16 protein-coding genes are annotated in these 22,220 nt (G+C 41.2%); 5 read left to right on the top strand and 11 right to left on the bottom strand.

Translation table 11 applies throughout. From position 1 onward, the window contains the following. Positions 1–8: 8 nt before the first annotated feature. The 4 genes from X781_RS11790 to X781_RS03845 all read right to left on the bottom strand — a co-directional run bounded on the left by X781_RS11790 (position 9) and on the right by X781_RS03845 (position 7,811). Positions 9–4,667, bottom strand: a complete 4,659-nt coding sequence (locus X781_RS11790) for a YadA-like family protein (RefSeq protein WP_025235655.1) — start codon at positions 4,665–4,667, stop codon at positions 9–11. Between the two features lie 30 nt (positions 4,668–4,697). Further along, a complete protein-coding gene (locus X781_RS12290; RefSeq protein ID WP_158497206.1) occupies positions 4,698–4,859 on the bottom strand; it encodes a hypothetical protein in 162 nt (53 codons plus the stop codon). A 255-nt stretch (positions 4,860–5,114) separates the two neighbouring features. Continuing rightward, a complete protein-coding gene (gene ilvD, locus X781_RS03850) occupies positions 5,115–6,962 on the bottom strand; it encodes a dihydroxy-acid dehydratase (protein WP_025235654.1) in 1,848 nt (615 codons plus the stop codon). A gap of 192 nt (positions 6,963–7,154) precedes the next feature. Continuing rightward, positions 7,155–7,811, bottom strand: coding sequence for an OmpW/AlkL family protein (locus X781_RS03845; RefSeq protein WP_025235653.1), 657 nt, complete (start codon positions 7,809–7,811; stop codon positions 7,155–7,157). 265 nt (positions 7,812–8,076) lie between these two features. On the opposite strand from X781_RS03845, the gene clpB reads away from it, so the two are divergent. Next, positions 8,077–10,644 (top strand): ATP-dependent chaperone ClpB, encoded by a 2,568-nt coding sequence (gene clpB / locus X781_RS03840; protein ID WP_025235652.1) that lies wholly within the window; start codon positions 8,077–8,079, stop codon positions 10,642–10,644. A 177-nt stretch (positions 10,645–10,821) separates the two neighbouring features. Beyond that, a complete protein-coding gene (locus X781_RS03835; RefSeq protein ID WP_025235651.1) occupies positions 10,822–11,964 on the top strand; it encodes a 5-methyltetrahydropteroyltriglutamate--homocysteine S-methyltransferase in 1,143 nt (380 codons plus the stop codon). 48 nt (positions 11,965–12,012) lie between these two features. Here the strand turns inward: X781_RS03835 and X781_RS03830 are convergent, their stop codons facing one another. The 4 genes from X781_RS03830 to folB form a co-directional block, all read right to left on the bottom strand. Continuing rightward, positions 12,013–13,404: a DASS family sodium-coupled anion symporter gene (locus X781_RS03830; RefSeq protein ID WP_025235650.1), complete on the bottom strand. Its 1,392-nt coding sequence runs from the start codon at positions 13,402–13,404 to the stop codon at positions 12,013–12,015. Positions 13,405–13,575: 171 nt separating this feature from the next. Continuing rightward, a complete protein-coding gene (gene cdd / locus X781_RS03825) occupies positions 13,576–14,475 on the bottom strand; it encodes a cytidine deaminase (protein ID WP_025235649.1) in 900 nt (299 codons plus the stop codon). A 14-nt stretch (positions 14,476–14,489) separates the two neighbouring features. Then, positions 14,490–15,392, bottom strand: a complete 903-nt coding sequence (locus X781_RS03820; protein ID WP_025235648.1) for a DMT family transporter — start codon at positions 15,390–15,392, stop codon at positions 14,490–14,492. Next, positions 15,389–15,745 carry a dihydroneopterin aldolase gene (gene folB / locus X781_RS03815; protein ID WP_025235647.1) on the bottom strand — a complete coding sequence of 119 codons (357 nt, stop codon included), beginning with the start codon at positions 15,743–15,745 and terminating at the stop codon, positions 15,389–15,391. The genes X781_RS03820 and folB overlap by 4 nt, the downstream gene beginning before the upstream one ends. A 69-nt stretch (positions 15,746–15,814) precedes the next feature. Between folB and plsY the strand changes: the two genes are divergently transcribed. Continuing rightward, positions 15,815–16,420 (top strand): glycerol-3-phosphate 1-O-acyltransferase PlsY, encoded by a 606-nt coding sequence (gene plsY, locus X781_RS03810; RefSeq protein WP_025235646.1) that lies wholly within the window; start codon positions 15,815–15,817, stop codon positions 16,418–16,420. A 70-nt stretch (positions 16,421–16,490) separates the two neighbouring features. Here plsY and parE read toward each other — a convergent pair whose 3' ends face one another. Together parE and X781_RS03800 are read right to left on the bottom strand one after the other, a co-directional pair. After that, positions 16,491–18,404 (bottom strand): DNA topoisomerase IV subunit B, encoded by a 1,914-nt coding sequence (parE, locus tag X781_RS03805; RefSeq protein WP_025235645.1) that lies wholly within the window; start codon positions 18,402–18,404, stop codon positions 16,491–16,493. A 97-nt stretch (positions 18,405–18,501) separates the two neighbouring features. After that, a complete protein-coding gene (locus X781_RS03800) occupies positions 18,502–18,891 on the bottom strand; it encodes a Cu(I)-responsive transcriptional regulator (protein WP_025235644.1) in 390 nt (129 codons plus the stop codon). 74 nt (positions 18,892–18,965) lie between these two features. On the opposite strand from X781_RS03800, the gene X781_RS03795 reads away from it, so the two are divergent. Together X781_RS03795 and X781_RS03790 are read left to right on the top strand one after the other, a co-directional pair. Next, entirely contained in the window at positions 18,966–19,166 is a 201-nt protein-coding gene (locus X781_RS03795; RefSeq protein WP_025235643.1) for a heavy-metal-associated domain-containing protein, read from the top strand. After that, a complete protein-coding gene (locus X781_RS03790) occupies positions 19,166–21,313 on the top strand; it encodes a heavy metal translocating P-type ATPase (protein ID WP_038643896.1) in 2,148 nt (715 codons plus the stop codon). The genes X781_RS03795 and X781_RS03790 overlap by 1 nt, the downstream gene beginning before the upstream one ends. A gap of 52 nt (positions 21,314–21,365) precedes the next feature. Here X781_RS03790 and truA read toward each other — a convergent pair whose 3' ends face one another. Next, complete coding sequence (gene truA / locus X781_RS03785) at positions 21,366–22,151, bottom strand: tRNA pseudouridine(38-40) synthase TruA (protein ID WP_025235642.1); 786 nt, start codon at positions 22,149–22,151, stop codon at positions 21,366–21,368. Positions 22,152–22,220 lie beyond the last annotated feature (69 nt).

Raw genomic sequence — 22,220 nt, 5'->3', positions numbered from 1 at the left:
TTCACAGATTACCAAGCGTAGCCAACACCTACAGTACCAATGAAATCACCTTGAGTATCGGCACTACCTGAAAGTTTCAGTTTAACCTTACTATTATCAGATAAGCGTGAGTAACCTACAGCAACTGCATTCTGACCTTTATAGGTACTTGCTGCAGCAGCAACCATTGATTTACCCGCTAAGTGGATTTCAGGTAAGCCCGCAATCGCCGCTGCACCTGCAATACCTGCACGAGACTCTCTCTGGTTACGGTTAATCTTGTTATTGATGTTATTAACTTCACCTTTCAACTGATTCACATTTACTGCATCTGTGCCTTTCACACCTGGTGCAACATTGGTAATACGCGTTGGAGCACCGTTGTTACCGGCAACATTCAGCTCATTTACACCATCTTGTGCTACTTTTGAGCTAAGCGTTGTGTTGCCTACTTTCACTGTATTAAATTCAGGGTTATTTGAAGTTGCCACTTCAACCACAGAGTCTTTACGCGAAACAACGATGTTTTTGCCACCTTTAATAGTCGCTTTACCATTGTTAGCTACGCGAGTTGATCCAGTGTTTTCTGCAACATTACCATCAACCGTTAAATCCCAGCCCGTGTTTTGGATAACATTGTATAACTGACTACCGTTTACTGCATCTTTGCTTGTGCTTGAGATTTCACCATCTGCTACATTGGTTACTTTCTTATCACCTGCATCTACGCCAGCTTTAGTTACACTTGGACCATTTTTAATGGTTAAACCATTGTTGTTTACCGTAGTATCACCTGTTGTTACAGAGCCATCTTCGGTTAAATCAATCACTTTCGCTAATTGAACTTCTAAGGTATCAGTTCCGTTCGCTTTCACGTTGATGTTACCTGCTGCAGACTTAAAGTTTTCCGATGCTGCTTTATCAACACCTTCGCCAACCACTTTCACTACTGTGTTTAGCTTATGACGGTTAAGCTCTTCATTGTTACCTGTGAAGATTAAACCATCGTTAAGTGTTGCAATTTGCTCCGGTTTACCTTTTGGTGTGCCATCCGGATTTGTTGGCTGGTAAACGATTCGAGTTTGACCGTCTTTACCCGGTAGACCGTTTTCACCGTCTGTACCATCAACACCTTGTGCACCGTCAGCTGCTTTGAAGGTTAAGCCGTCTTTGCCGTCTTTACCATTCAAGCCGATAGAACCGTCTTTACCGTTTAATACAACAGCGGAGCCGTCTTTACCGTTTACACCAACAGAACCATCAACACCGTCTTTACCCGGTTTACCATCTTTACCTGGTTCAGCTTTTTCACCGAAAGTTACTTGGTCTTTGGTTGCTACAGAAACAATCGGATTACCGTTTGCATCTTTAGTTTGAGTAACAGTAACATTCTTACCACCATCAATAGTTACGGTATCACCTGGATTAACTAGGTTGTTTTCACTAGTATTCTCACCGTTGTTAGAGGTGGTTAGGTTAAAGCCAGACTTGTTGATTGCATCCGCTACATTTTGTGCTGTTGCAACTTTATTACCTGCTTTATCTGCTGCTTTTTGAGCTTCATTTGCAACATTTTGTGCATTTTCAACCGCTTGTTGTGCTGCATCTTTATCTGCTTGTGTAGCATTTGCAGGTAATTCTGCTAATGCTTTCTTCGCATCTTCAAGTGCTTTATTTGCATCTTCAAGTGTTTGGTTAGCATTGGTTACAGGACCAGTTACAGAACCATCTGTGTTATTGGTGATATCACCATTATCAACATTGAAAGTAACATTTGTTAAGGTTTCTGCGGTATTTTCAACAACAGCTGTTGTACCTTTACCATCAACAAAACTTACTGTGTCATTGTTATTCACAACATCTTTTGGCTTGCCGTTCTCTGCAATATTCCAAGAACTAACGCCATCTTTACCGTCTTTACCATTAGTAATCGTTGCAACTTCCGTCTTTTCTTTGGTTACAGGATCAACTTCGCTGACTTTCACACTGCCGTCATCTTGTTTCTCCGCTACCACCGATTTGCCGTCTTTGCCATCCTTACCATCTTTACCGTTAGTAATCGTTGCAACTTCCGTCTTCTCTTTGGTTACAGGATCAACTTCGCTGACTTTCACACTGCCGTCATCTTGTTTCTCCGCTACCACCGATTTGCCGTCTTTACCGTTAGTAATCGTTGCAACTTCCGTCTTCTCTTTGGTTACAGGATCAACTTCGCTGACTTTCACACTGCCGTCATTCTGTTTCTCCGCAACCACTGATTTGCCGTCTTTACCGTTAGTAATCGTTGCAACTTCCGTCTTCTCTTTGGTTACAGGATCAACTTCGCTGACTTTCACACTGCCGTCATTCTGTTTCTCCGCAACCACTGATTTACCGTCTTTACCGTTAGTAATCGTTGCAACTTCCGTCTTCTCTTTGGTTACAGGATCAACTTCGCTGACTTTCACACTACCGTCATTCTGTTTCTCCGCAACCACTGATTTGCCGTCTTTACCGTTAGTAATCGTTGCAACTTCTGTTTTCTCTTTGGTTACAGGATCAACTTCGCTGACTTTCACACTGCCGTCATCTTGTTTCTCCGCTACCACCGATTTGCCGTCTTTTCCATTTTCTCCCTTAGGACCTTGTGGACCTGCTTCACCATCTTTACCTGCTGGACCCGCTGGACCTTGTGGACCCGCTGGACCATCCTTAATAGTAGTGGTAGTAGTCTTACCATTAGCATCTGTAATTGTTATGGTGGCTGTATCACCTACTTTCTCTACTTTAGCTGTTGGAGATACACCATCTTTGCCATTCTTAACTTCAATCGTCTCTTTTTTACCATCGGGTTTAGTAATAGTAATAGTATAACCATCACCTTTTTCATTAGGTTTAGTTTCAAACAGCGTGCCTTTAACAGTGATGTTACGCACATCGCCTGCTGTTGCACCTGTTACAGTTACGCCGTTTTCACCGATGAATTTCACTTCATTAGCATTTTTCACGGTATTTGTGTAATTATTGTTTGAAGCAGAAACAATCCAACCCATATTACGTAGATCGCCTACGGTTGCTACTGTGTTATTATGAACAGCCTGGTTATTTAGATTGATAATATTATTTGGATTATTCGTTAAACCACTTACTACATTAGTGATCGCTCCTGGAGCACCAATAGTATTAGGTGTTGCAGCCGGATTTGTAACATTTATGACTAAATCACCCGCTTGTACCTGTTGAGTGGTCGGATTACCGTCAGCACCTACTACAAACCATTTATCGCCTACTTTAACAACAGGTTTACCATCTTTAGTCGTGTACTGAACAGGTAAGCCTGTTACATTAATTTGTACATCGGTCTTATTACCATTAGGTTTTGTAACTGCTTTAGTGTTGCCCCCATCCTTAAATTCATAGTTTGCACCTGCTGCTGATTTAACAGATAGATCAATAGTAGTAGTTTTATTGCCATCTTCGTTAGTACCATTGATCGTTACAGAACCATCTTTAGAGGTAAAGTTTACTTTATCACCCCAATTTACATCTGATAATTTCTTGCTGCCTGTTTGAACTTCCCACGCACCTTGTTGTACGATTTGGTATAGCTGTGAACCGTTGATTGCGTCAGTAGAATTTTGGTTAATTGCACCTGCCGCAACGTGTTTGATTTGGCGTTCATAGTTTGCAGAACCTACCGAAACTTGGTCTCCAGCTGAGATTGTTTTAGAACCGGCAAAGCCACTATACGTTACACCATTTACTGTTGCAGTGTTTTCTACAGTAGCATCCTGTTTAGTTGTTGAACCAGCCCCTAGTGCAACTGAGTTTTCCTTTTCCGCTTTTGCACCTACACCTAGTGCTGTTGCAATAGTCGTTGCATAAGTACGAGTACCAAATGAAGTTGCTAAATCTTTAGCTACAGCTGAAACCCCGATAGCTACCGCAGCTTGGCTTGCATTAGTTCCTGTGTATTGTATCGCTCGGCTAGTATCATTCGGTGTTCTTCCTATCCAGCTTTTATCTAGATCAACCAAATGCTCACCGGTTAAAGTATTAAATTTGGTGGCAATAGTAGATGTATTAATGCCTGTATATGGTACATTAGCCCAAGCGTGCTCCCCACCTCTATATGTTACACCTGCAACAGAGTCTAAGTCATCACCACCAATGGCAATAGATGAATGCCCTAATGCACGGGTGTCTGCACCTAATGCAACAGATTGATCTCCTTTTGCCCAAGCAGAACGACCAATCGCGACTGCTTGAGAATAACTATTTAAACTTTTACCACTTTGATCACCTGCCGGAGCTGTTGCAACTGCCTTAGCCCCCATACCAATAGCAACAGAAGCAGCCATTGTGGCACAAGTAATATTTCCATCAACAATACTTGCTCCTGTAGAGTTTGCATCACCAAGTGCAATAGAACCTGTTTTTGCTGCAACAGCATAAGTATTGCTAGCAGTGGCATCCCTGCCATCATAAACACTAGTTACATTTCTGGACCCTGGGTTATAAGAAATTGCCGTAGCCGCCATTGCCTGCGAACCAAGCAACACTCCACCCACTGCCGCTAATGCGATTAATGATGGCGATTTCACTTTATCAACTTGGCTTTTCGTTTTTTTATGAGCCTTGCCGATTTCTGAGGTTACTACCCAAGTTTGAGTAGCACAGTTCCAAAGAACTTTGTAGATTTTGTTCATTTATTAAAGTCTCCAAATAAAAAAATCCACCTATAGCGTTTTATTACTGCTACAAGTGAATTGATAAATTTTAGGTACAATTATTTGCTTGCTTGCTTGCTTGCTTGCTTGCTTGCTTGCTTGCTTGCTTGCTTGCTTGCTTGCTTGCTTGCTTGCTTGCTTGCTTGACAGAATTATATTTCTTTTAATCATACTCTAATGTAATAGTTTAGAAAAACTGGAGATATATTGTACACCTTCACGATATAAATACAACAATACTTTTTTAAAGATTTGTAAATCTTCTTAATTATGGTTAAATCTTTGCATAAATTAGGTTAGAAATCTCTTATAAGTAGATAACAAGCGGTCAAAAAGCATTATTTTTTGCAGATTAGCTGTGCTATTTTTGGAAATAATCAGGGCGTACATTGTACGCCCTGACGTAAGGTTATGCAGAGTATTAAATTATTTTAAAAGCGATTTATCCCGCACCGCACCTTTATCCGCTGAGGTGGCAAAATGCCCGAACACTTTTAACGCAAATGACACTTCACGTTTGCGATTAACAGGTTGCCACGCTTTGTCGCCACGAGCTTCCATCTCTTTACGGCGTTCCGCCAACTCTTCGTCTGAAATCATTAAATTGATTGAGCGGTTTGGAATATCAATTGAAACCGTATCACCATCGTTAATTAAGGCAATTGCACCGCCTGAAGCGGCTTCCGGTGAAGCGTGTCCGATGGATAAGCCTGATGTACCACCGGAGAATCGTCCATCTGTTAGTAAGGCACATTTTTTGCCTAAGCCCATTGATTTTAAGTAGCTGGTTGGATAAAGCATTTCTTGCATACCCGGTCCGCCTTTTGGTCCTTCATAGCGAATAATCACGATATGCCCTTCTTTCACTTTGCCACCTAGAATGCCGGCAACCGCATCTTCTTGACTTTCAAACACAATGGCTTCGCCGGTGAATTTCCAAATGGATTCATCAACGCCAGCGGTTTTTACAATACAGCCATCTTCAGCAATGTTACCGAATAATACGGCTAAACCGCCTTCTTTAGTTACCGCATTTTCTACGTTGCGGATACAACCGTTTTCACGGTCATCATCAACGGTATCCCAGCGGCAATCTTGCGAAAATGCTTTGGTGGTGCGGATACCTGCCGGTCCGGCACGGAAGAATTTGTGTAACTCTTCGTCTTTGTTGCGGATAATGTCGTATTGGTTAAGTTGCTCTTCAATCGTCAATCCTAATACGGTTTTAACGTGGCGATGAATTAAACCGGCACGATCTAACTCGCCCAATAACCCCATAATACCACCTGCACGGTGCACATCTTCCATATGGTATTTATTGGTGTTTGGAGCGATTTTACTTAAGCACGGCACCACACGAGAAAGACGGTCAATGTCTGCCATTTTGAAATCCACGCCGGCTTCTTGAGCTGCTGCTAATAAGTGAAGCACCGTATTACTTGAACCGCCCATTGCAATATCTAAACTCATTGCGTTTTCAAAGGCATCAAAACTTGCAATCGAACGTGGTAGCACGCTTTCGTCATCTTCTTGGTAATATTTACGGCAAAGTTCGACAATTTCACGCCCTGCTTTTAGGAATAATTCTTTGCGGTCTGCGTGGGTAGCAAGCATTGAGCCGTTGCCCGGCAAACTTAAACCTAAGGCTTCGGTTAAGCAGTTCATTGAGTTTGCAGTAAACATTCCGGAACAAGAACCGCAGGTAGGACAAGCGTGTTTTTCAATCGCATCAATACGTTCGTCAGACACATTTGGGTCTGCACTTTCGATCATTGCATCAACTAAATCTAAACGAATTAATTGATCGGAAAGTTTGGTTTTACCTGCTTCCATTGGTCCGCCTGAAACGAAAATAGTCGGAATATTCAAACGCATTGCCGCCATTAACATTCCCGGGGTGATTTTGTCGCAGTTAGAAATACAAACCATCGCATCAGCACAGTGAGCGTTTACCATATATTCCACGCTGTCGGCAATTAAATCACGGCTTGGCAACGAATAAAGCATACCACCGTGCCCCATTGCGATACCATCATCCACCGCAATGGTGTTAAATTCTTTCGCCACACCACCGGCTTTTTCGATTTCCGCAGCCACTAATTGCCCCATATCTTTGAGGTGAACGTGCCCCGGCACAAACTGAGTAAACGAGTTTACCACCGCAATAATCGGCTTGCCGAAATCCCCTTCTTTCATTCCGGTGGCACGCCATAAAGCACGAGCCCCCGCCATATTACGACCTTGAGTAGAAGTCGCAGAACGTAAAATAGGCATAATCTTCTCCAAATTTTTGATGTTGTGTTTGTTAAATGGATTAATTCTACTTGAATTTTTTGGGAAGCGGTAATTTTTTTGCAAGCGGTAATTTTTCTGTAAAATTTTGCAAAAAATTAACCGCTTGTAAAATAAAAAAGAGTGCTAATCGTTAGATTAACACTCTCTTTTCTAGCTAAATATCAAAGGGAATTAGAATTTCACACCGAAACCTGCGAATAATACAACAGGGTCAAGTTTTACTTTTACTTCGTGGTTTAACACAGGCAATGTTGGCGTTTGGAATTTCGCTGTGGTTTTAATACGTGTGTACCACGCTGCTGCGTTGAAGTAGATGTTGTCAGTTAATTTCACATCTACCCCTAAGTTAGCCACAGGTGCGAAAGAGTGTTTTTTCACATCTAAATTGGTAACTGCTGCGTGAACTGATTTAGCGTGGTAGAAGCGAGTGTAGTTAATACCTGCACCAACGTAAGGTTTTACTTTCGCCGTTGGCTCAAAGAAATAATATTGAGCATAAAGGCTTGGAGGTAATTGTTTTAAGCTTACTACTCTGCCTAAATCTAAGTTTAACGCAGGCACTTTACCGTTAATTTTGTGAGAAAACGGTGTTGCACCTAATAATTCAATACCCACATTGTCCGCTAACATATAAGTTGCAGTTAAGCCTAACTGAGTGTTGTTTTTCACTTTTAAATCAATCTTAACCGGCGTAACAGTGTTAGATTCTGAATTTGCTTGCACGTGTACCGCACCAAAACGGAACATTGTATCGCCCGCTTGGTGTGCCATTGCTGAACCTGCTAATAAAGTGCTACCTAAAAGAATTGCTAAAGTTGTTTTTTTCATTTTAATTTCCTCAAAAATAATCAGATTACCTATAACGAGGTAAACTTTGGAGGAGTGTAAATGAAGTGAAATAAAAATGAATTGATATTTATCAAATTTTTAACATTAAACTACTTATTGGGAGTTATTTTATTTATTTTTGTGATCTTTTTCACATTTTTACTTGAAAACTGCTTGACAAACACTATTTATAACATCGTGAAAGGTTAAGCGTTTATTACATCGCTTAATTCATTATTAAAAATAAATAGATTCTGGAGTAAATATGAATTTTGAAAAAATGACAACTAAACTGCAAGAAGCGTTAGCTGAATCGCAATCGCTTGCAGTCGGAAAAGATAACCCTTATATCGAACCTGCTCATTTACTGTATGCTTTACTAAAACAAGATGGCGGCTCAGTTGCCCCACTCTTTACGGCATTAAATATCAATGTGCAGACCTTGATTAGCGAATTGCAAGCCATTTTAGACCGCTTACCACAAGTTCAAGGCGGTAATACACAGGTTTCACAGCAATTAGTGAGATTGTTAAATCAATCAGACAAGTTGGCACAGCAATTTGGTGATAGCTTTATTTCATCTGAACTGTTTGTGTTAGCCTCTGTTGAAGATAACGGTGATTTGGGTAAATTATTTAAAAAGTTTGGCTTGAGTAAAGAAAAACTCACACAAGCAATTAGCCAAATTCGAGGAGGAGAAAACGTGAATAATCAAAATGCGGAAGAAACCCGTCAAGCATTGAAAAAATATACCATTGATTTAACCGAGCGAGCCAAAGCAGGCAAATTAGACCCTGTTATCGGGCGTGATGAAGAAATCCGCCGTGCGGTGCAAGTATTACAACGCCGTACCAAAAATAACCCAGTGCTTATCGGCGAACCGGGCGTGGGTAAAACGGCGATTGTGGAAGGCTTGGCACAGCGTATTGTCAATGGTGAAGTGCCGGAAGGCTTGAAAAACAAGCGTGTACTTTCGCTTGATATGGGAGCATTGATTGCCGGGGCGAAATATCGTGGCGAATTTGAAGAGCGTTTAAAAGCGGTTTTAAACGAACTCGCCAAAGAAGAAGGGCAGGTTATCCTCTTTATTGATGAAATTCACACAATGGTCGGGGCAGGTAAAACAGACGGTGCAATGGACGCCGGCAACTTGCTCAAACCAAGCCTTGCACGAGGTGAATTACACTGCGTAGGGGCAACTACCCTTGATGAATATCGTCAATACATTGAAAAAGATGCCGCCCTTGAACGCCGTTTCCAAAAAGTATTAGTGGACGAGCCAACGGTGGAAGACACCATTGCGATTTTGCGTGGCTTAAAAGAGCGTTACGAAATTCACCACCACGTTCAAATTACCGACCCAGCTATCGTAGCGGCGGCAACGCTTTCGCACCGCTATGTGTCGGATCGTCAGTTGCCCGATAAAGCGATTGATTTAATTGATGAGGCGGCATCCAGCCTGCGTATGGAAATTGATTCCAAACCTGAGCCATTAGATAAGCTTGAACGCCGCATTATTCAACTCAAATTGGAACGCCAAGCGTTACAAAAAGAGGAAGATGAGGCAAGCCGCCAACGTTTAGCGAAGTTAGATGAAGAAATGGCAGCCAAAGAGCGTGAATATTCAGAGCTTGAGGAAGTATGGAAAGCGGAAAAATCAGCACTGCTTGGCACACAACATATTAAAGAGGAGCTTGAAAACGCTCGCATTGCGATGGATCAAGCTCGCCGTGAGAACAACTTTGAGAAGATGTCTGAGTTGCAATATGGCGTGATTCCAAACTTAGAAAAGCAGTTACAAGCGGTCGAAAATGGTGAAAAAAATGCAGAAACGCAATTACTTCGCACCAAAGTAACCGAAGAAGAAATTGCCGAAGTGCTTTCAAAAGCAACGGGCATTCCTGTTGCTAAAATGATGGAAGGCGAGAAAGAAAAACTCCTTCGTATGGAAGACGTATTGCACGCTCGTGTTATCGGTCAAAATGAAGCAGTGGATGCGGTGGCAAATGCCATTCGCCGTAGCCGTGCAGGGCTTTCTGACCCGAATAAACCGATTGGTTCGTTTTTATTCTTAGGTCCGACCGGCGTGGGTAAAACGGAATTAAGCAAAACATTAGCCAACTTCTTGTTTGATGACCCTGATGCAATGGTGCGTATTGATATGTCTGAGTTTATGGAAAAACACAGCGTGTCTCGCTTAGTGGGTGCACCTCCGGGCTATGTTGGTTATGAAGAAGGCGGTTATTTAACTGAAGCGGTTCGCCGACGTCCTTATTCTGTTGTATTACTTGATGAAGTGGAAAAAGCCCACCCTGATGTGTTTAACATTTTACTGCAAGTGTTAGATGACGGACGTTTAACGGACGGGCAAGGCAGAACGGTGGATTTCCGCAATACCGTTGTGATTATGACCTCAAACTTAGGCTCACATCTCATTCAAGAGAATGCACATAAGGGCTATGATGCGGTTAAAGAGATGGTAATGGAAGTTGTTGGACACCATTTCCGCCCTGAGTTTATCAACCGTATTGATGAAACGGTGATGTTCCACTCGTTAGGAAAAGATCATATCCGTTCAATTGCGAAAATTCAGCTACAACGCTTAATCACTCGCTTGGCAGAACGTGGTTATAGCCTAACGGTAACCGATGCAGCGTTAGATCATATCGGCAATGCCGGTTTTGACCCATTATTCGGAGCAAGACCACTTAAACGTGCGATTCAGCAAGAGCTTGAAAATCCGCTTGCTCAACAGATTTTAAGCGGTAAATTATTACCGAATAAACCTGTAACAGTGGATTACCAAGACGGCACTATTGTGGCAACGCAATAATAGCCTTTAACAAGCGGTTAAAAATTGCAAAAAATTTGCAAAAGATCACCGCTTGTATAGTAAAAATTTTCATACTGCCCTTCATTAATTTTCATAAGTTAATGAAGGGCTTTTTATTGCTCTTTTTGCTATGATTAACAGTGTTTATAACACAATACAATTACAAGGAGTGATTTTATGAGCCAATTATTTCCGGAAGCAACCATTCGTACCCAAGCCCCTTATCGCAATGATATTGTAGGCAGTTTTCTGCGTACTGATGCGTTAAAGCAAGCGAGAGAAGATTTCAACCAACAAAAAATTAGCCGTGAGGAACTCAGAGAAGTAACTCGCCAAGAGGTTAAAAAACTCGTTGAACTGCAAAAACAACACAGCGTAAAAGCGGTTTCTGACGGGGAATTCAGCCGTACTTGGTGGCATTTGGATTTCTTAGCTGAATTAGACGGTATGGATTGGAAAGAAACAGAAGTCTTTAATGTAAACTTCACGGGTCATAAGCCGAAGGGTCAAACCGTAAAAATCATAGGTGATATTGATTTCTCGGACAATCACTCTTTTATTGATGCTTACCGCATTTTAAAAGAAGCAGCAGGCGATTATCCAACTAAATTTACTATTCCTGCTCCAACAATGTTGCACGTTATCTGCTGTGTGCGAGATGAAAACTACCAGCCACTACCACAATATCAAGACGAGCAAAAACTTTATGATGATATTGCCAATGCTTATATTAAGGCAATGCACAAATTCTACGAAATGGGATTACGCAACCTACAGCTAGATGATACAAGCTGGGGACAATTCTGTGCCGAAGACAAACGTAAAGAATTTGAGGCAAGAGGTTTCGATTTAACTGATTTAGCCGAAAAATATGTTGCCTTATTAAATCGTATTGTTGATGCCAAACCGGCTGATATGTCTATTACAATGCACATTTGTCGTGGTAACTTCCGTTCTTCTTGGTTCTCGGAAGGTGGTTATGGTCCTGTTGCTGAAACATTATTCGGTAAGTGTCGTATTGATGGCTTCTTCTTAGAATATGATACCGAGCGTGCAGGTACATTCGAGCCGTTACGTCATATTAAAAATCAACAAGTGGTTTTAGGTTTAATTACCTCGAAATTTGGTGATTTGGAAGATAAAAATGCGATCATCGAACGTATTAAAGAAGCTGCTCAAATTGTACCGATTAACCAATTATGTTTATCGCCACAATGTGGTTTTGCATCCACCGAAGAAGGGAATATTTTAACTGAAGCAGCACAGTGGGCGAAATTAAACTTAATTAAAGAAATTGCAGAAGAAGTTTGGGGTAAGTAATTCCCTTTTTATAAAAAAATAGCCAAGTAATCACTTGGCTATTTTCATTTACAACCAGAACCAGTAACCAATTCCGGCAATCACTAATATACAAAGCAAGTCGATTTTATAAGACTTGAGCATATCTTTTTGTCTAACCAAACCTGTGCCGTAAACAATGGCATTAGGTGGTGTTCCTACAGGCAACATAAAGGCACAAGATGCCCCTAGCCCAATAATTAAGGCAAATCCAAGTGGGTTGATATTTAAAGCCTCTGCAATAGAGATAAATATCGGCACAAGTAATGCTGCACTTGCGGTATTTGAAGTAAACTCCGTTAAGCAGATAATAAAAGCAGCAATAATTAAGCACACAATAAAATAATGTTTGCCTTCAATTAAAGAGATAATACCTTCCGCCATAATTCGGCTTGCCCCTGTATGGCTAAGTACGGCACTCAAGGTGAGCCCGCCACCAAAGAGAAATAATATTCCCCATTCTGTATTGTCTTGAATTTGTTGCCAACTCACTACTTTTGTTACACACAATAACAAGGAAGCAACGAGTGCAATAATACTATCAAAGTTGCCAATATTAGATTTTAAGCCTAAGGAGCTTGAAATAAGCGGATTAATCACACTACTTAGCACCCAACAACACGCAATGAACAGAAAAATGCTCAGCGTAATAACACGTTGCCGATTAAAGTTAATTTGTTCAAATTCAAACTCAAAATCTTGGTTAAATCTAGGCTTAAAAGTGATATATAAAATAAAAATGACTAATGGCAAAATAATCAACATAACCGGCAAGCCATACATCAACCAATCGGAAAATGTAAGGTGTAGCTGGGAAGCTGCAATCGCATTTGGTGGGCTTCCGACTAAAGTCCCCATTCCGCCGATACTTGCACTATACGCAATACCAAGTAATACGAAAGTATAAGTATTGCGTTCCGATTCTCTGTCCATTTTACTGAGAATGCCTAATGCAAGAGGTAGCATCATCGCAGCCGTTGCGGTATTACTCATCCACATTGACAAAAAAGCCGTAACGCCAAATAAATAAAGTACGGCAACAAATAATTTTCCCTTTGCCAGAGCCATAATTTTATTTGCGATCATTTTGTCAATTTTTTGGATATGCAATGCGGCAGCCAATGCAAAACCTCCAAAGAATAAGAAGATAGTTGGATCAGCAAAGGCACTTAATGCCTCTTTTGAAGTAACCACCCCCAATGCAATTGCCAACACAGGCACAAAAAGAGCAGTAATGGTAACGTGAACCGCTTCCGTGAGCCATAAAATAGCAACAAAAGCTAAAAGAGCTAAGCCTTTGGTTGGCTCCGGCTCAAAAGGTAATGTGTTTAGTAAAACAAAGAAAAGAACAACGTCCGCTATAAAAATAGCCATATCACGTCGGTTCTTTTTAACTTGTTCTAAAATGAGTGCATTATTCATTTCAAATCCTTATATTTTTAATATTATGGGAAATATCTTAACTAAAATTACAACTTGCCATTAGTAAAAAAACACCAAAATATGCGTTAAATCAAAAAGATAGAGAATAAAAAAGCAAGCATTTTTGCTCGCTTTAGAAAATAGTGATTAAATCGCAAAAATAATTAAAAATCAGACCGCTTGTAGTGAAACATATTCAATGTCTAAATCCAATAAGGATTTAGCTAAGGCTTTTGTCATTGCTCTACTACTTAATGAGCCTTCTGCTTCGGCTAACACAATTCGCTCAACAGGCACATCGGCTAATCCTAAAAATAGGCGATAATTCAATGCACTTTGTAGCGGTAAAAAAGTTGGATTGAACGCCGCATTTTCAGCATATTTGCCACAAATAATACGTTCGCCGACTTGTAATGCAATCCCACTAAAGGCTTTGCTATAAGGTGCGTAAGACGTATTTGCAGCAGCAATGGCGGCTTGTTGTAATTTGTCGCCTGTAGTTGCAAACTGTTGTGGTTGGTTGTCAAATAGGACTTTTTCAATGCCTAAATCTTTTGGTCCGAAACTATCCGGCAAGTAGCTATGTAATAAATTATCTTGGCTGTGTGGCAAGTGTACTTTTAGATTTTCAGCTCCACTAAGTTCATTCATAAATTGGCGGCAATGTCCGCAAGGGGTGTAATTAACCACTACATCTGTAATCAAGGTTTCGCCAGCAAGCCACGCGTGGGAAATCGCACTCTGCTCTGCGTGAACTGATTGCTGCATACATTCCCCCGAAAATTCTTGGTTTGCCCCGAAATAGAAATCGCCACGTTTCCCAACTGCTACTGCTCCAACATTAAAATGAGAGACAGGCGTAACCGCATAGCAAGCGGCAATTGAAATACAAAATAGGGCTAATTCAATGCGAGAACGTTTAAATTCTTCACATAGTTCATCAACAACTTCATAAGATAACTGTCCGTGAAAATCTTGCCTGATAAGTTGCTCAATTACCGCTTTTGTGATTTCACAATTTTTCTCCGCTATTAATTGTTCAAAACGTTCTAAAATTTCTGTACGAAACATATTACTACCTCCGGTTAATATTTTTTATAGCTACAAATCAGTATGCCTACCGTAATCAATACGGCACTAATAATATGGTAAATATGGACTGCTTCATTTAATAAAATGATGCTAAAAATGGCTGCAAACAGTGGTGTAAAGTTAGTCATTACCGTTCCTTTAGCTGAACCCACTATCGCAATACCAAAATTCCAAAAAGCGTAAGAGAGAATGGATGGTCCAATAATTAAATAACCTATTCCGCTCCATTGTAAAGCGGTCAAATTTGCTAAATTTTTTGCAGATTCTGTTGTATATTCATAAATAAAGAAAGGCGTTAAAGTGATAACCGCTAATCCAACCAATACCGTAAGAAATACGGTATTACTGATGCCTTGCGGACGTAGCCGAATCACACAGCAATAAACCGCCCAGCTTACAGTAGATGCAATCGCCCATAAATCACCTTTATTAATTGAAAGGTTGACTAAACGAGAAAGCTCCCCTTGCATTAATAGCCACAGTACACCGAGCAAGCTAATAATTGCACCTATTAAAATAATCGGGCTAATTTGCTCTTTAAAAGCAAGTCGGTTTAAAAGCAATACCAAAACAGGCGAAATAGCTAAATAGAGACTGGCATTGAGTGCCGTTGTTGTTTTTAAGCCTTCATATAAAGTAGCAGGGAACAAAATTACCCCAAGTAGCCCCAGCACCCACATTACGCCTAAACGGGGTTTGAATAAAGGTATAGCTCGTAAAGTCGGGCGAAAAAAGAGCAAAGCCAAAATTAAAAATGCCGGTAACCACCGCAAATAGGTTAATGTAATAGGCTGAACTGAGCCGCTTAACACTTTGCCTAATACAAAATTTCCACCCCAGAAAAGGGTCGCAATAATTAAACTAAAATAACCTAATTTCAGTGATGATGAGATCATTGATGACCTCGTTCTACAATAACGCCTACACTACTTGCTTGAGCCACTGCCTTAGGCTTATGCAATTCAATGCGAATCCAAGAAAGTTGGTACTCTTTTTGCAATAATTCTGCCAGTTGATAGGCAACGGTTTCTACCAATTTAAACGGTTGAGATTCTACAAAATGTATCACTTTTTCCGACACTTCTGCATAATTCAAGCAATACTTCACATCATCGGTTTCTGCGGCTTTGGAAAAATCCCACGCCATATCAATATTAAACACCAGACGTTGTTTAATAGTATGTTCCCAATCATACGCCCCGATAGAAGCAAATGCAGTTAGCTCTCGAATAAACACTTTATCACTCATTTTTCGTCCTGTTATATTTTTAGAATTTCTGTAAAATATAGCACAAGATAAATTTAATCAGGAAAATTTATGACTTTAATTCCCTATTTATTGATCTTGATTGCCTATTTGCTAGGCTCAATTTCAAGTGCAGTAATTTTCTGCAAACTTGCAGGCTTGCCCGACCCAAGAGAAACCGGTTCGCATAATGCCGGAGCAACCAATGTGCTTAGAATCGGGGGTAAAAGTGCGGCGTTGGGCGTGCTTTTATTCGATATTTTAAAAGGCACATTACCTGTGGCAATGGGAATTTATTTTGGCTTATCTCCTTCACAACTTGGTTTTATTGCATTAGCGGTTTGTCTGGGGCATATTTTCCCGGTTTTCTTTCAATTTAAAGGCGGAAAAGGCGTTGCTACTGCATTTGGGGCAATTTCTGCGTTGAGTTTTATTGTTGCAGGTGGAGCAATTTGTACTTGGCTTTTGGTGTTTTTGATTTCCGGCTACTCATCTTTAAGTGCAGTGCTAACTGCCCTACTTGTACCGTTTTATATTTGGTGGTTTGAGCCACAATTTACTTTCCCTGTTGCCTTAGTATGTTGTTTATTGGTCTACCGCCACCACGACAATATTCAACGTTTATGGCGAGGACAAGAAGATAAAATGTGGGACAAATTAAAGAAAAAGAAAGCGTAAAAATAGGCATAGTGCTGAAACACTATGCCTATTTGCAAATTATTAACAGAATCTTACCACTTGTAATGCACTAAACCGCTAAATCTGCTTCATCACCTCGATTTTGCAGCCATTGTTTACGATCTTCCGCTCTTTTTTTGCCGAGCAACATATCCATAATTTCAAAGGTACTGACCTCGCCCTCTTCTACATCCACACTTTCATCAAATGTGAGTTGCACTAAACGGCGAGTACTCGGATCCATCGTGGTTTCACGCAATTGACTTGGGTTCATTTCACCCAAACCTTTAAAGCGTTGTACATTCGGCTTGCCTTTTTTCTTGGATAAACGTGCTAAAATCGCCTCTTTTTCGCTCTCATCTAAGGCGTAATGCACTTCATCTTTCCCAATATCAATACGATAAAGCGGTGGCATTGCCACATAAACGTGCCCGTTTTTCACTAATTGTGGGAAATGACGGAGGAATAAAGCACAAAGCAAGGTTGCAATATGCAAACCGTCTGAATCTGCATCGGCAAGAATACAAACTTTGCCATAACGTAATTCCTCTAAATTATCGCTATCCGGATCAATTCCCAATGCAATCGCAATATCGTGAACCTCTTGTGAAGCTAATACTTGGTCTGATGATACTTCCCACGTGTTTAAAATTTTACCACGTAGAGGGAGAATGGCTTGATACTCTTTATCACGAGCCTGTTTTGCCGAACCGCCGGCAGAATCCCCTTCCACCAAGAAAAGCTCAGTGCGACTTAAATCTTGTGCAGTACAATCCGCTAATTTACCCGGCAGAGCCGGTCCGCTTACCAGCTTTTTACGTACCACTTTTTTCGCTGCACGCAAACGGCTCTGAGCGGAACTAATCGCCATTTCTGCGATCAATTTACCGGTTTGCACATTTTGATTTAACCACAAACTAAACGCATCTTTTAAAGTGTTATCCACATAGCTTGAGGCTTGGCGAGAAGATAAACGCTCTTTCGTCTGCCCTGCAAATTGTGGCTCTTGAATTTTGAGTGAAAGCACATAAGCACAACGATTCCAAACATCGTCAGCGGTCAGTTTTACTCCTTTCGGTAACAGGTTGTGGATTTCGCAGAACTCCACCATCGCTTTAAGCAAGCCGTTACGTAAACCATTAACGTGTGTGCCACCTTGTGCAGTTGGAATAAGGTTTACATAACTTTCCGCCACTAACTCACCACCTTCAGGTAGCCAAGTTAAAGCCCAACTTACTGCTTCCGTTTCAGCGGTTACATCACCAATAAATGGTGGATTTGGCACGGTTTCATAGCCATTTAAGGCTTCGGTTAAATAATCGGATAAACCGTCTTCGTAGTACCAAGTTTCTTCGGTGTTATTGATTTTATCAATGAAATTAATGGTGAGTTTCGGGCAAAGTACCGCTTTGGCACGTAACAAATGACGTAAACGGCTCACCGAAAATCGAGGGCTATCAAAATATTTTGGGTTTGGATAAAAACGAACGGTTGTCCCGGTTTGCTTTTTCGGACAAGTGCCGATAACCGTCAGCTCTTCCACTTTTGCTCCGTTGGCAAATGCAATGGAATACACTTCACCGCCACGTTTAATTTGAATTTCCACACGCTCGGAAAGAGCATTTACCACCGAAATTCCCACACCATGCAGACCGCCGGAGAAGGTATAATTTTTATTTGAAAATTTACCTCCCGCGTGCAGCTTCGTTAAAATAAGCTCAACGCCTGAAATTTTCTCAGTAGAGTGAATATCCACAGGCATTCCTCGCCCATTATCCACGACTTCTAATGAATTATCGCTATGGAGAATAACATCAATTTTATCGGCATAGCCCGATAATGCTTCGTCCACACTGTTATCAATCACCTCTTGCCCCAAATGGTTTGGGCGAGTAGTATCGGTGTACATCCCCGGACGAAGCTGCACCGGCTCAAGATCTTTCAGAACGGTAATTTCATCCGCCCCATAGTGTTTTTCTGACATTATTCTTTCTCTTAGGCTACAAAATAAAATAAGGCTGAATTTTAAGAAAATTTAGCCTGTTTTGCAAAGTTTTAGGAAAATTAGACCGCTTGTCGGCTCAATGATCTCTCAATCCATTTAAAATCGAACACTCAGGGCTGTTGTTGCCGCAACAAGTACGGCTCCAGCTTCTGAGTAATTTAAGCATTTCGTTTAAGTCATTGATTTTTTGTTCCAGCTCCGCAATATGTTGATCGGTCAGTTGTTTTACCTCTCGACTGGTGCGATTTGGATTGTCATTTAATTTCAATAAGGCGGTAATTTGAGCAAGTGAGAAGCCCACTTTTCTTGCATTACCGATAAAAAACAATCGATCTAAATCCGTTTCATTATAAAAGCGATAACCCGATTGTGTACGACTTGGAGCAGGGAGCAGCCCTACTTTTTCATAGTCTCGAATTTGTTTAGTGGATAATCCTGTTTTTTCGGCGGCTTGGCTGATATTCATTTTTCCCTCTTGACTTTAACCTAAGGTTAAACTTTATTATACGCTTAAATAATTACTCAAAATAGGAGAAAATAATGGCAATCAAATTACAACTAGACGGATTACATTGTGGCAACTGCGTAAAAAGCGTCGAAAAAGCCTTAAATGAAGTAGTAGGCGTAACACAAGCCATCGTAACCTTAGAAAATCAAACTGCGATAATCGAAGGCGATGTTGTAGCTGAAGATTTAATTGCTGCGGTTGAAGATATTGGTTTTGAAGCAAAATTAGCGTGATGATAACCGAACAACAACTTTTAATTGACGGAATGCATTGTGCCGCCTGCGTTCGGCGAGTTGAAAAAGCGTTACTTAAAGTAGAAAACGTCAGTTTTGCCTCTGTTAATCTTGCCGATCAAACCGCTTTTGTGCAAGGAAATGCCCCTTCAGAAGCACTTATTGCCTCCGTTACTAAAATCGGTTTTGGGGCTGAGATATTGGAAAGCGAGGAAGAACGCAGAGCTAAGCAACAAGCTCAAACAAAACGCTTGCTAAACCATAAGCGTACACAATTTATTGTGGCTCTTGTTATTGGCTTTGTATTAGTCGTGTTTGGCTTTTACAAAGGTATGCAGATTACCGAAAACAACCGTTCACTTTGGTTGATTTGGTCTCTCATCACACTTGCTACAATGTATTTTTCAGGCAGAGCGTTCTTTTTAGGAGCTTATAATGCTCTTAAAAATAAATCTGCGAATATGGATGTGCTAGTCGCCATCAGTACAGTTACGGCTTGGCTTTATTCATTTTGGCTTACGCTTTTCCCACAGCCGAATGCTCACGTTTATTTTGAAGCGAGTGTGATGATTATCGGCTTTATTAATTTAGGGAAATATCTTGAACTTAAAGCCAAGCAACGTTCTTCCCTTGCATTGGAAAAATTGCTCGATCTCGCCCCGAAACAAGCGGTCATTTTTGAAGAAAATATTGCAAAAACCATTCCGGCGAAAGGCATTAAACCTGCAATGCGAGTGCAAGCCTTAACGGGTGATCGTCTAGCGGTTGATGGTATTTTAGCAAGCGGCTCAATTTGGGTTGATGAATCAATGCTTACAGGCGAAGCATTACCGATTGAGAAAAAAATAGGCGATAAAGTCCGAGCCGGTACGCTGGTTCAAGATGGCTCAGGTATTTACATTGCCGAACAAGTTGGCTCTCAAACCGCTCTCGCCCGTGTAATTAATGCCGTTCGCCACGCACAAAGTAGCAAGCCTCCACTGGCTCAATTTGTCGATAAAGTCGCCGCTGTGTTTGTGCCTGTGGTGGTTTCTATCGCTTTACTTGCAGCCTTGATTTGGCTTCTTATCGGGCAAGATTTTGCCTTTGTACTATCCATTTTTACTACGGTATTGATTATTGCCTGCCCTTGTGCGTTAGGATTAGCCATTCCACTTTCCACCATTGCGGGTGTAGCTCGTGCGGCAGAATTTGGCATATTAGTCAGAAATATTCAAGCCCTACAAGCAGGGAGCGAAATTGATACTTTAGTTTTCGATAAAACCGGTACGCTTACCACCGGGCAAATGGAGGTTACGGAAGTTATTACGTTCAATGATTTTGATAAAAATCATTTGATTGCTCTTGCCAAAAGTTTAGAGCAACACGCCTCTCACCCTATTGCGAAGGCGATTGTAAAATTTGCGGAAAATCAGACCGCTTGCGAGGTAAGTGAAATTCAAGTGGAGAAAGGATTAGGCATTCAAGGCAAAGTGGGAGAAGATAAAATTAAAATCGGCAATGCCGTATTTGTAAATTTTTTGGAAAAAACCACCGCTTGTACTGCCACACTTATTTATGTTGCAGTTAATGATGAAGTTGTTGGTAGAATTTCGGTGCAAGACCAACTTCGTCCTGAAGCAAAATCTACAATCCAACAGTTCCAAGCTGAAGGTTATCAATGCTTGATGCTTACAGGCGATCGCCAAGAAACGGCTGACTATTTTGCTAAAGAGTTGGGCTTAAATGGCGTGATTGCTGAAGTATTACCAGAGCAAAAAGCCGAAAAAATTCGTCAGTTGCAGGCTGAAGGGAAAAAAGTCGCAATGATTGGCGATGGCATTAACGATGCTCCGGCTCTCGCCCAAGCGAATGTGGGTATTGCAATGCACAATGGCTCGGATATTGCGGTGGAAACTGCCGATCTTTCCCTAATGAAAAGCGGATTAGAGCCGGTGAGCCAAATCTTCCCTTTCTCAAAACGTGTGCTACAAAATATGAAACAGAGCTTGCTTGGTGCTTTTTTCTACAATGTTGTTGCGATTCCTGTCGCTGCAGGAGTGCTTTATCCGTTTACCGGTTGGTTACTTAACCCGATGATTGCTGCGATTGCGATGACATTGTCCTCTATTACGGTAGTGCTGAATAGCCAAAGATTATTGAAATAATTCAAGCGGTTGAATTTGCAAAAAAATTTACAAATTCAACCGCTTGCCTTAATTAATCTGCCAAAAACAGGGGTCCTAATGCCGTTTTCGGAATACCGAAACGTTCCGGATAATGCACTTCTACCAAATACAAACCTTCTGCTTTGGCTGTGGGAGCGGCTTTTTCTCTATCTCGTTGCTCTAGCACCCATTTTGCCCATTCTACCGGCTGTCTGCCCTGCCCGATTTCAAGCAAAGTGCCGACAATATTTCTGACCATATGATGCACAAAAGCATTGGCTTGAATATCGACAATCACATAATTACCTTGACGGGAAACATTTAAATGGTGGATATTTCGCCACGGCGTGTTTGATTGGCATTTCGCCGCACGGAAAGAGGAAAAATCGTTTTCACCCAATAAAAACTGCCCTGCTTGGTGCATTTTGCTTTCATCAAGAGGGAAATGAAAATGGGTTACGCCTTTTGGCAGAATAGCTGAACGCAATTTGCTGTTATAAATAATATAACGATAACGGCGAGCAGTGGCACTAAAACGAGCGTGGAAATCCTCACTGACTTCCACCGCCCATTTCACCGCAATATCATCCGGCAAATGAGCATTAGTGCCGAAACACCAGCTTTGCAGCGGTCGTTCAACTTCTGTTTCAAAATGCACGACCTGCCCTGTGCCGTGTACGCCGGCATCGGTTCTGCCGGCACAAAACACTTCCACCGGTGAATTTGCTACAACCGATAAGGCTTGTTCTAGTTTTTGTTGTACGCTTTCCACCGTCTCTTGCTTCTGCCAGCCAAAATAGCGGCTGCCGTCATATTCAATGCCTAATGCGATTTTCATTATAATATCCAATAAGCAAGCGGTAGAATTTTTGCAAATTTTTGCAAAAATCTTACCGCTTGTAATACA

Source organism: Mannheimia sp. USDA-ARS-USMARC-1261 (assembly GCF_000521605.1).
GTDB lineage: Bacteria > Pseudomonadota > Gammaproteobacteria > Enterobacterales > Pasteurellaceae > Mannheimia > Mannheimia indoligenes.
Note: the sequence above shows the minus strand (reverse complement) of the source record. Positions and strands in the feature narration are given on the sequence as shown.

Excerpts from the sequence above, each read along its gene's own strand:
- parE (WP_025235645.1), bottom strand. The coding sequence starts at position 18,404 with ATGTCAGAAAAACACTATGGGGCGGATGAAATTACCGTTCTGAAAGAT.
- X781_RS03790 (WP_038643896.1), top strand. The coding sequence starts at position 19,166 with ATGATAACCGAACAACAACTTTTAATTGACGGAATGCATTGTGCCGCC.
- truA (WP_025235642.1), bottom strand. The coding sequence starts at position 22,151 with ATGAAAATCGCATTAGGCATTGAATATGACGGCAGCCGCTATTTTGGC.
- X781_RS03845 (WP_025235653.1), bottom strand. The coding sequence starts at position 7,811 with ATGAAAAAAACAACTTTAGCAATTCTTTTAGGTAGCACTTTATTAGCA.
- clpB (WP_025235652.1), top strand. The coding sequence starts at position 8,077 with ATGAATTTTGAAAAAATGACAACTAAACTGCAAGAAGCGTTAGCTGAA.
- X781_RS03835 (WP_025235651.1), top strand. The coding sequence starts at position 10,822 with ATGAGCCAATTATTTCCGGAAGCAACCATTCGTACCCAAGCCCCTTAT.
- cdd (WP_025235649.1), bottom strand. The coding sequence starts at position 14,475 with ATGTTTCGTACAGAAATTTTAGAACGTTTTGAACAATTAATAGCGGAG.
- X781_RS03795 (WP_025235643.1), top strand. The coding sequence starts at position 18,966 with ATGGCAATCAAATTACAACTAGACGGATTACATTGTGGCAACTGCGTA.
- X781_RS03820 (WP_025235648.1), bottom strand. The coding sequence starts at position 15,392 with ATGATCTCATCATCACTGAAATTAGGTTATTTTAGTTTAATTATTGCG.
- X781_RS11790 (WP_025235655.1), bottom strand. The coding sequence starts at position 4,667 with ATGAACAAAATCTACAAAGTTCTTTGGAACTGTGCTACTCAAACTTGG.
- ilvD (WP_025235654.1), bottom strand. The coding sequence starts at position 6,962 with ATGCCTATTTTACGTTCTGCGACTTCTACTCAAGGTCGTAATATGGCG.
- folB (WP_025235647.1), bottom strand. The coding sequence starts at position 15,745 with ATGAGTGATAAAGTGTTTATTCGAGAGCTAACTGCATTTGCTTCTATC.
- plsY (WP_025235646.1), top strand. The coding sequence starts at position 15,815 with ATGACTTTAATTCCCTATTTATTGATCTTGATTGCCTATTTGCTAGGC.
- X781_RS03830 (WP_025235650.1), bottom strand. The coding sequence starts at position 13,404 with ATGAATAATGCACTCATTTTAGAACAAGTTAAAAAGAACCGACGTGAT.
- X781_RS03800 (WP_025235644.1), bottom strand. The coding sequence starts at position 18,891 with ATGAATATCAGCCAAGCCGCCGAAAAAACAGGATTATCCACTAAACAA.
- X781_RS12290 (WP_158497206.1), bottom strand. The coding sequence starts at position 4,859 with ATGATTAAAAGAAATATAATTCTGTCAAGCAAGCAAGCAAGCAAGCAA.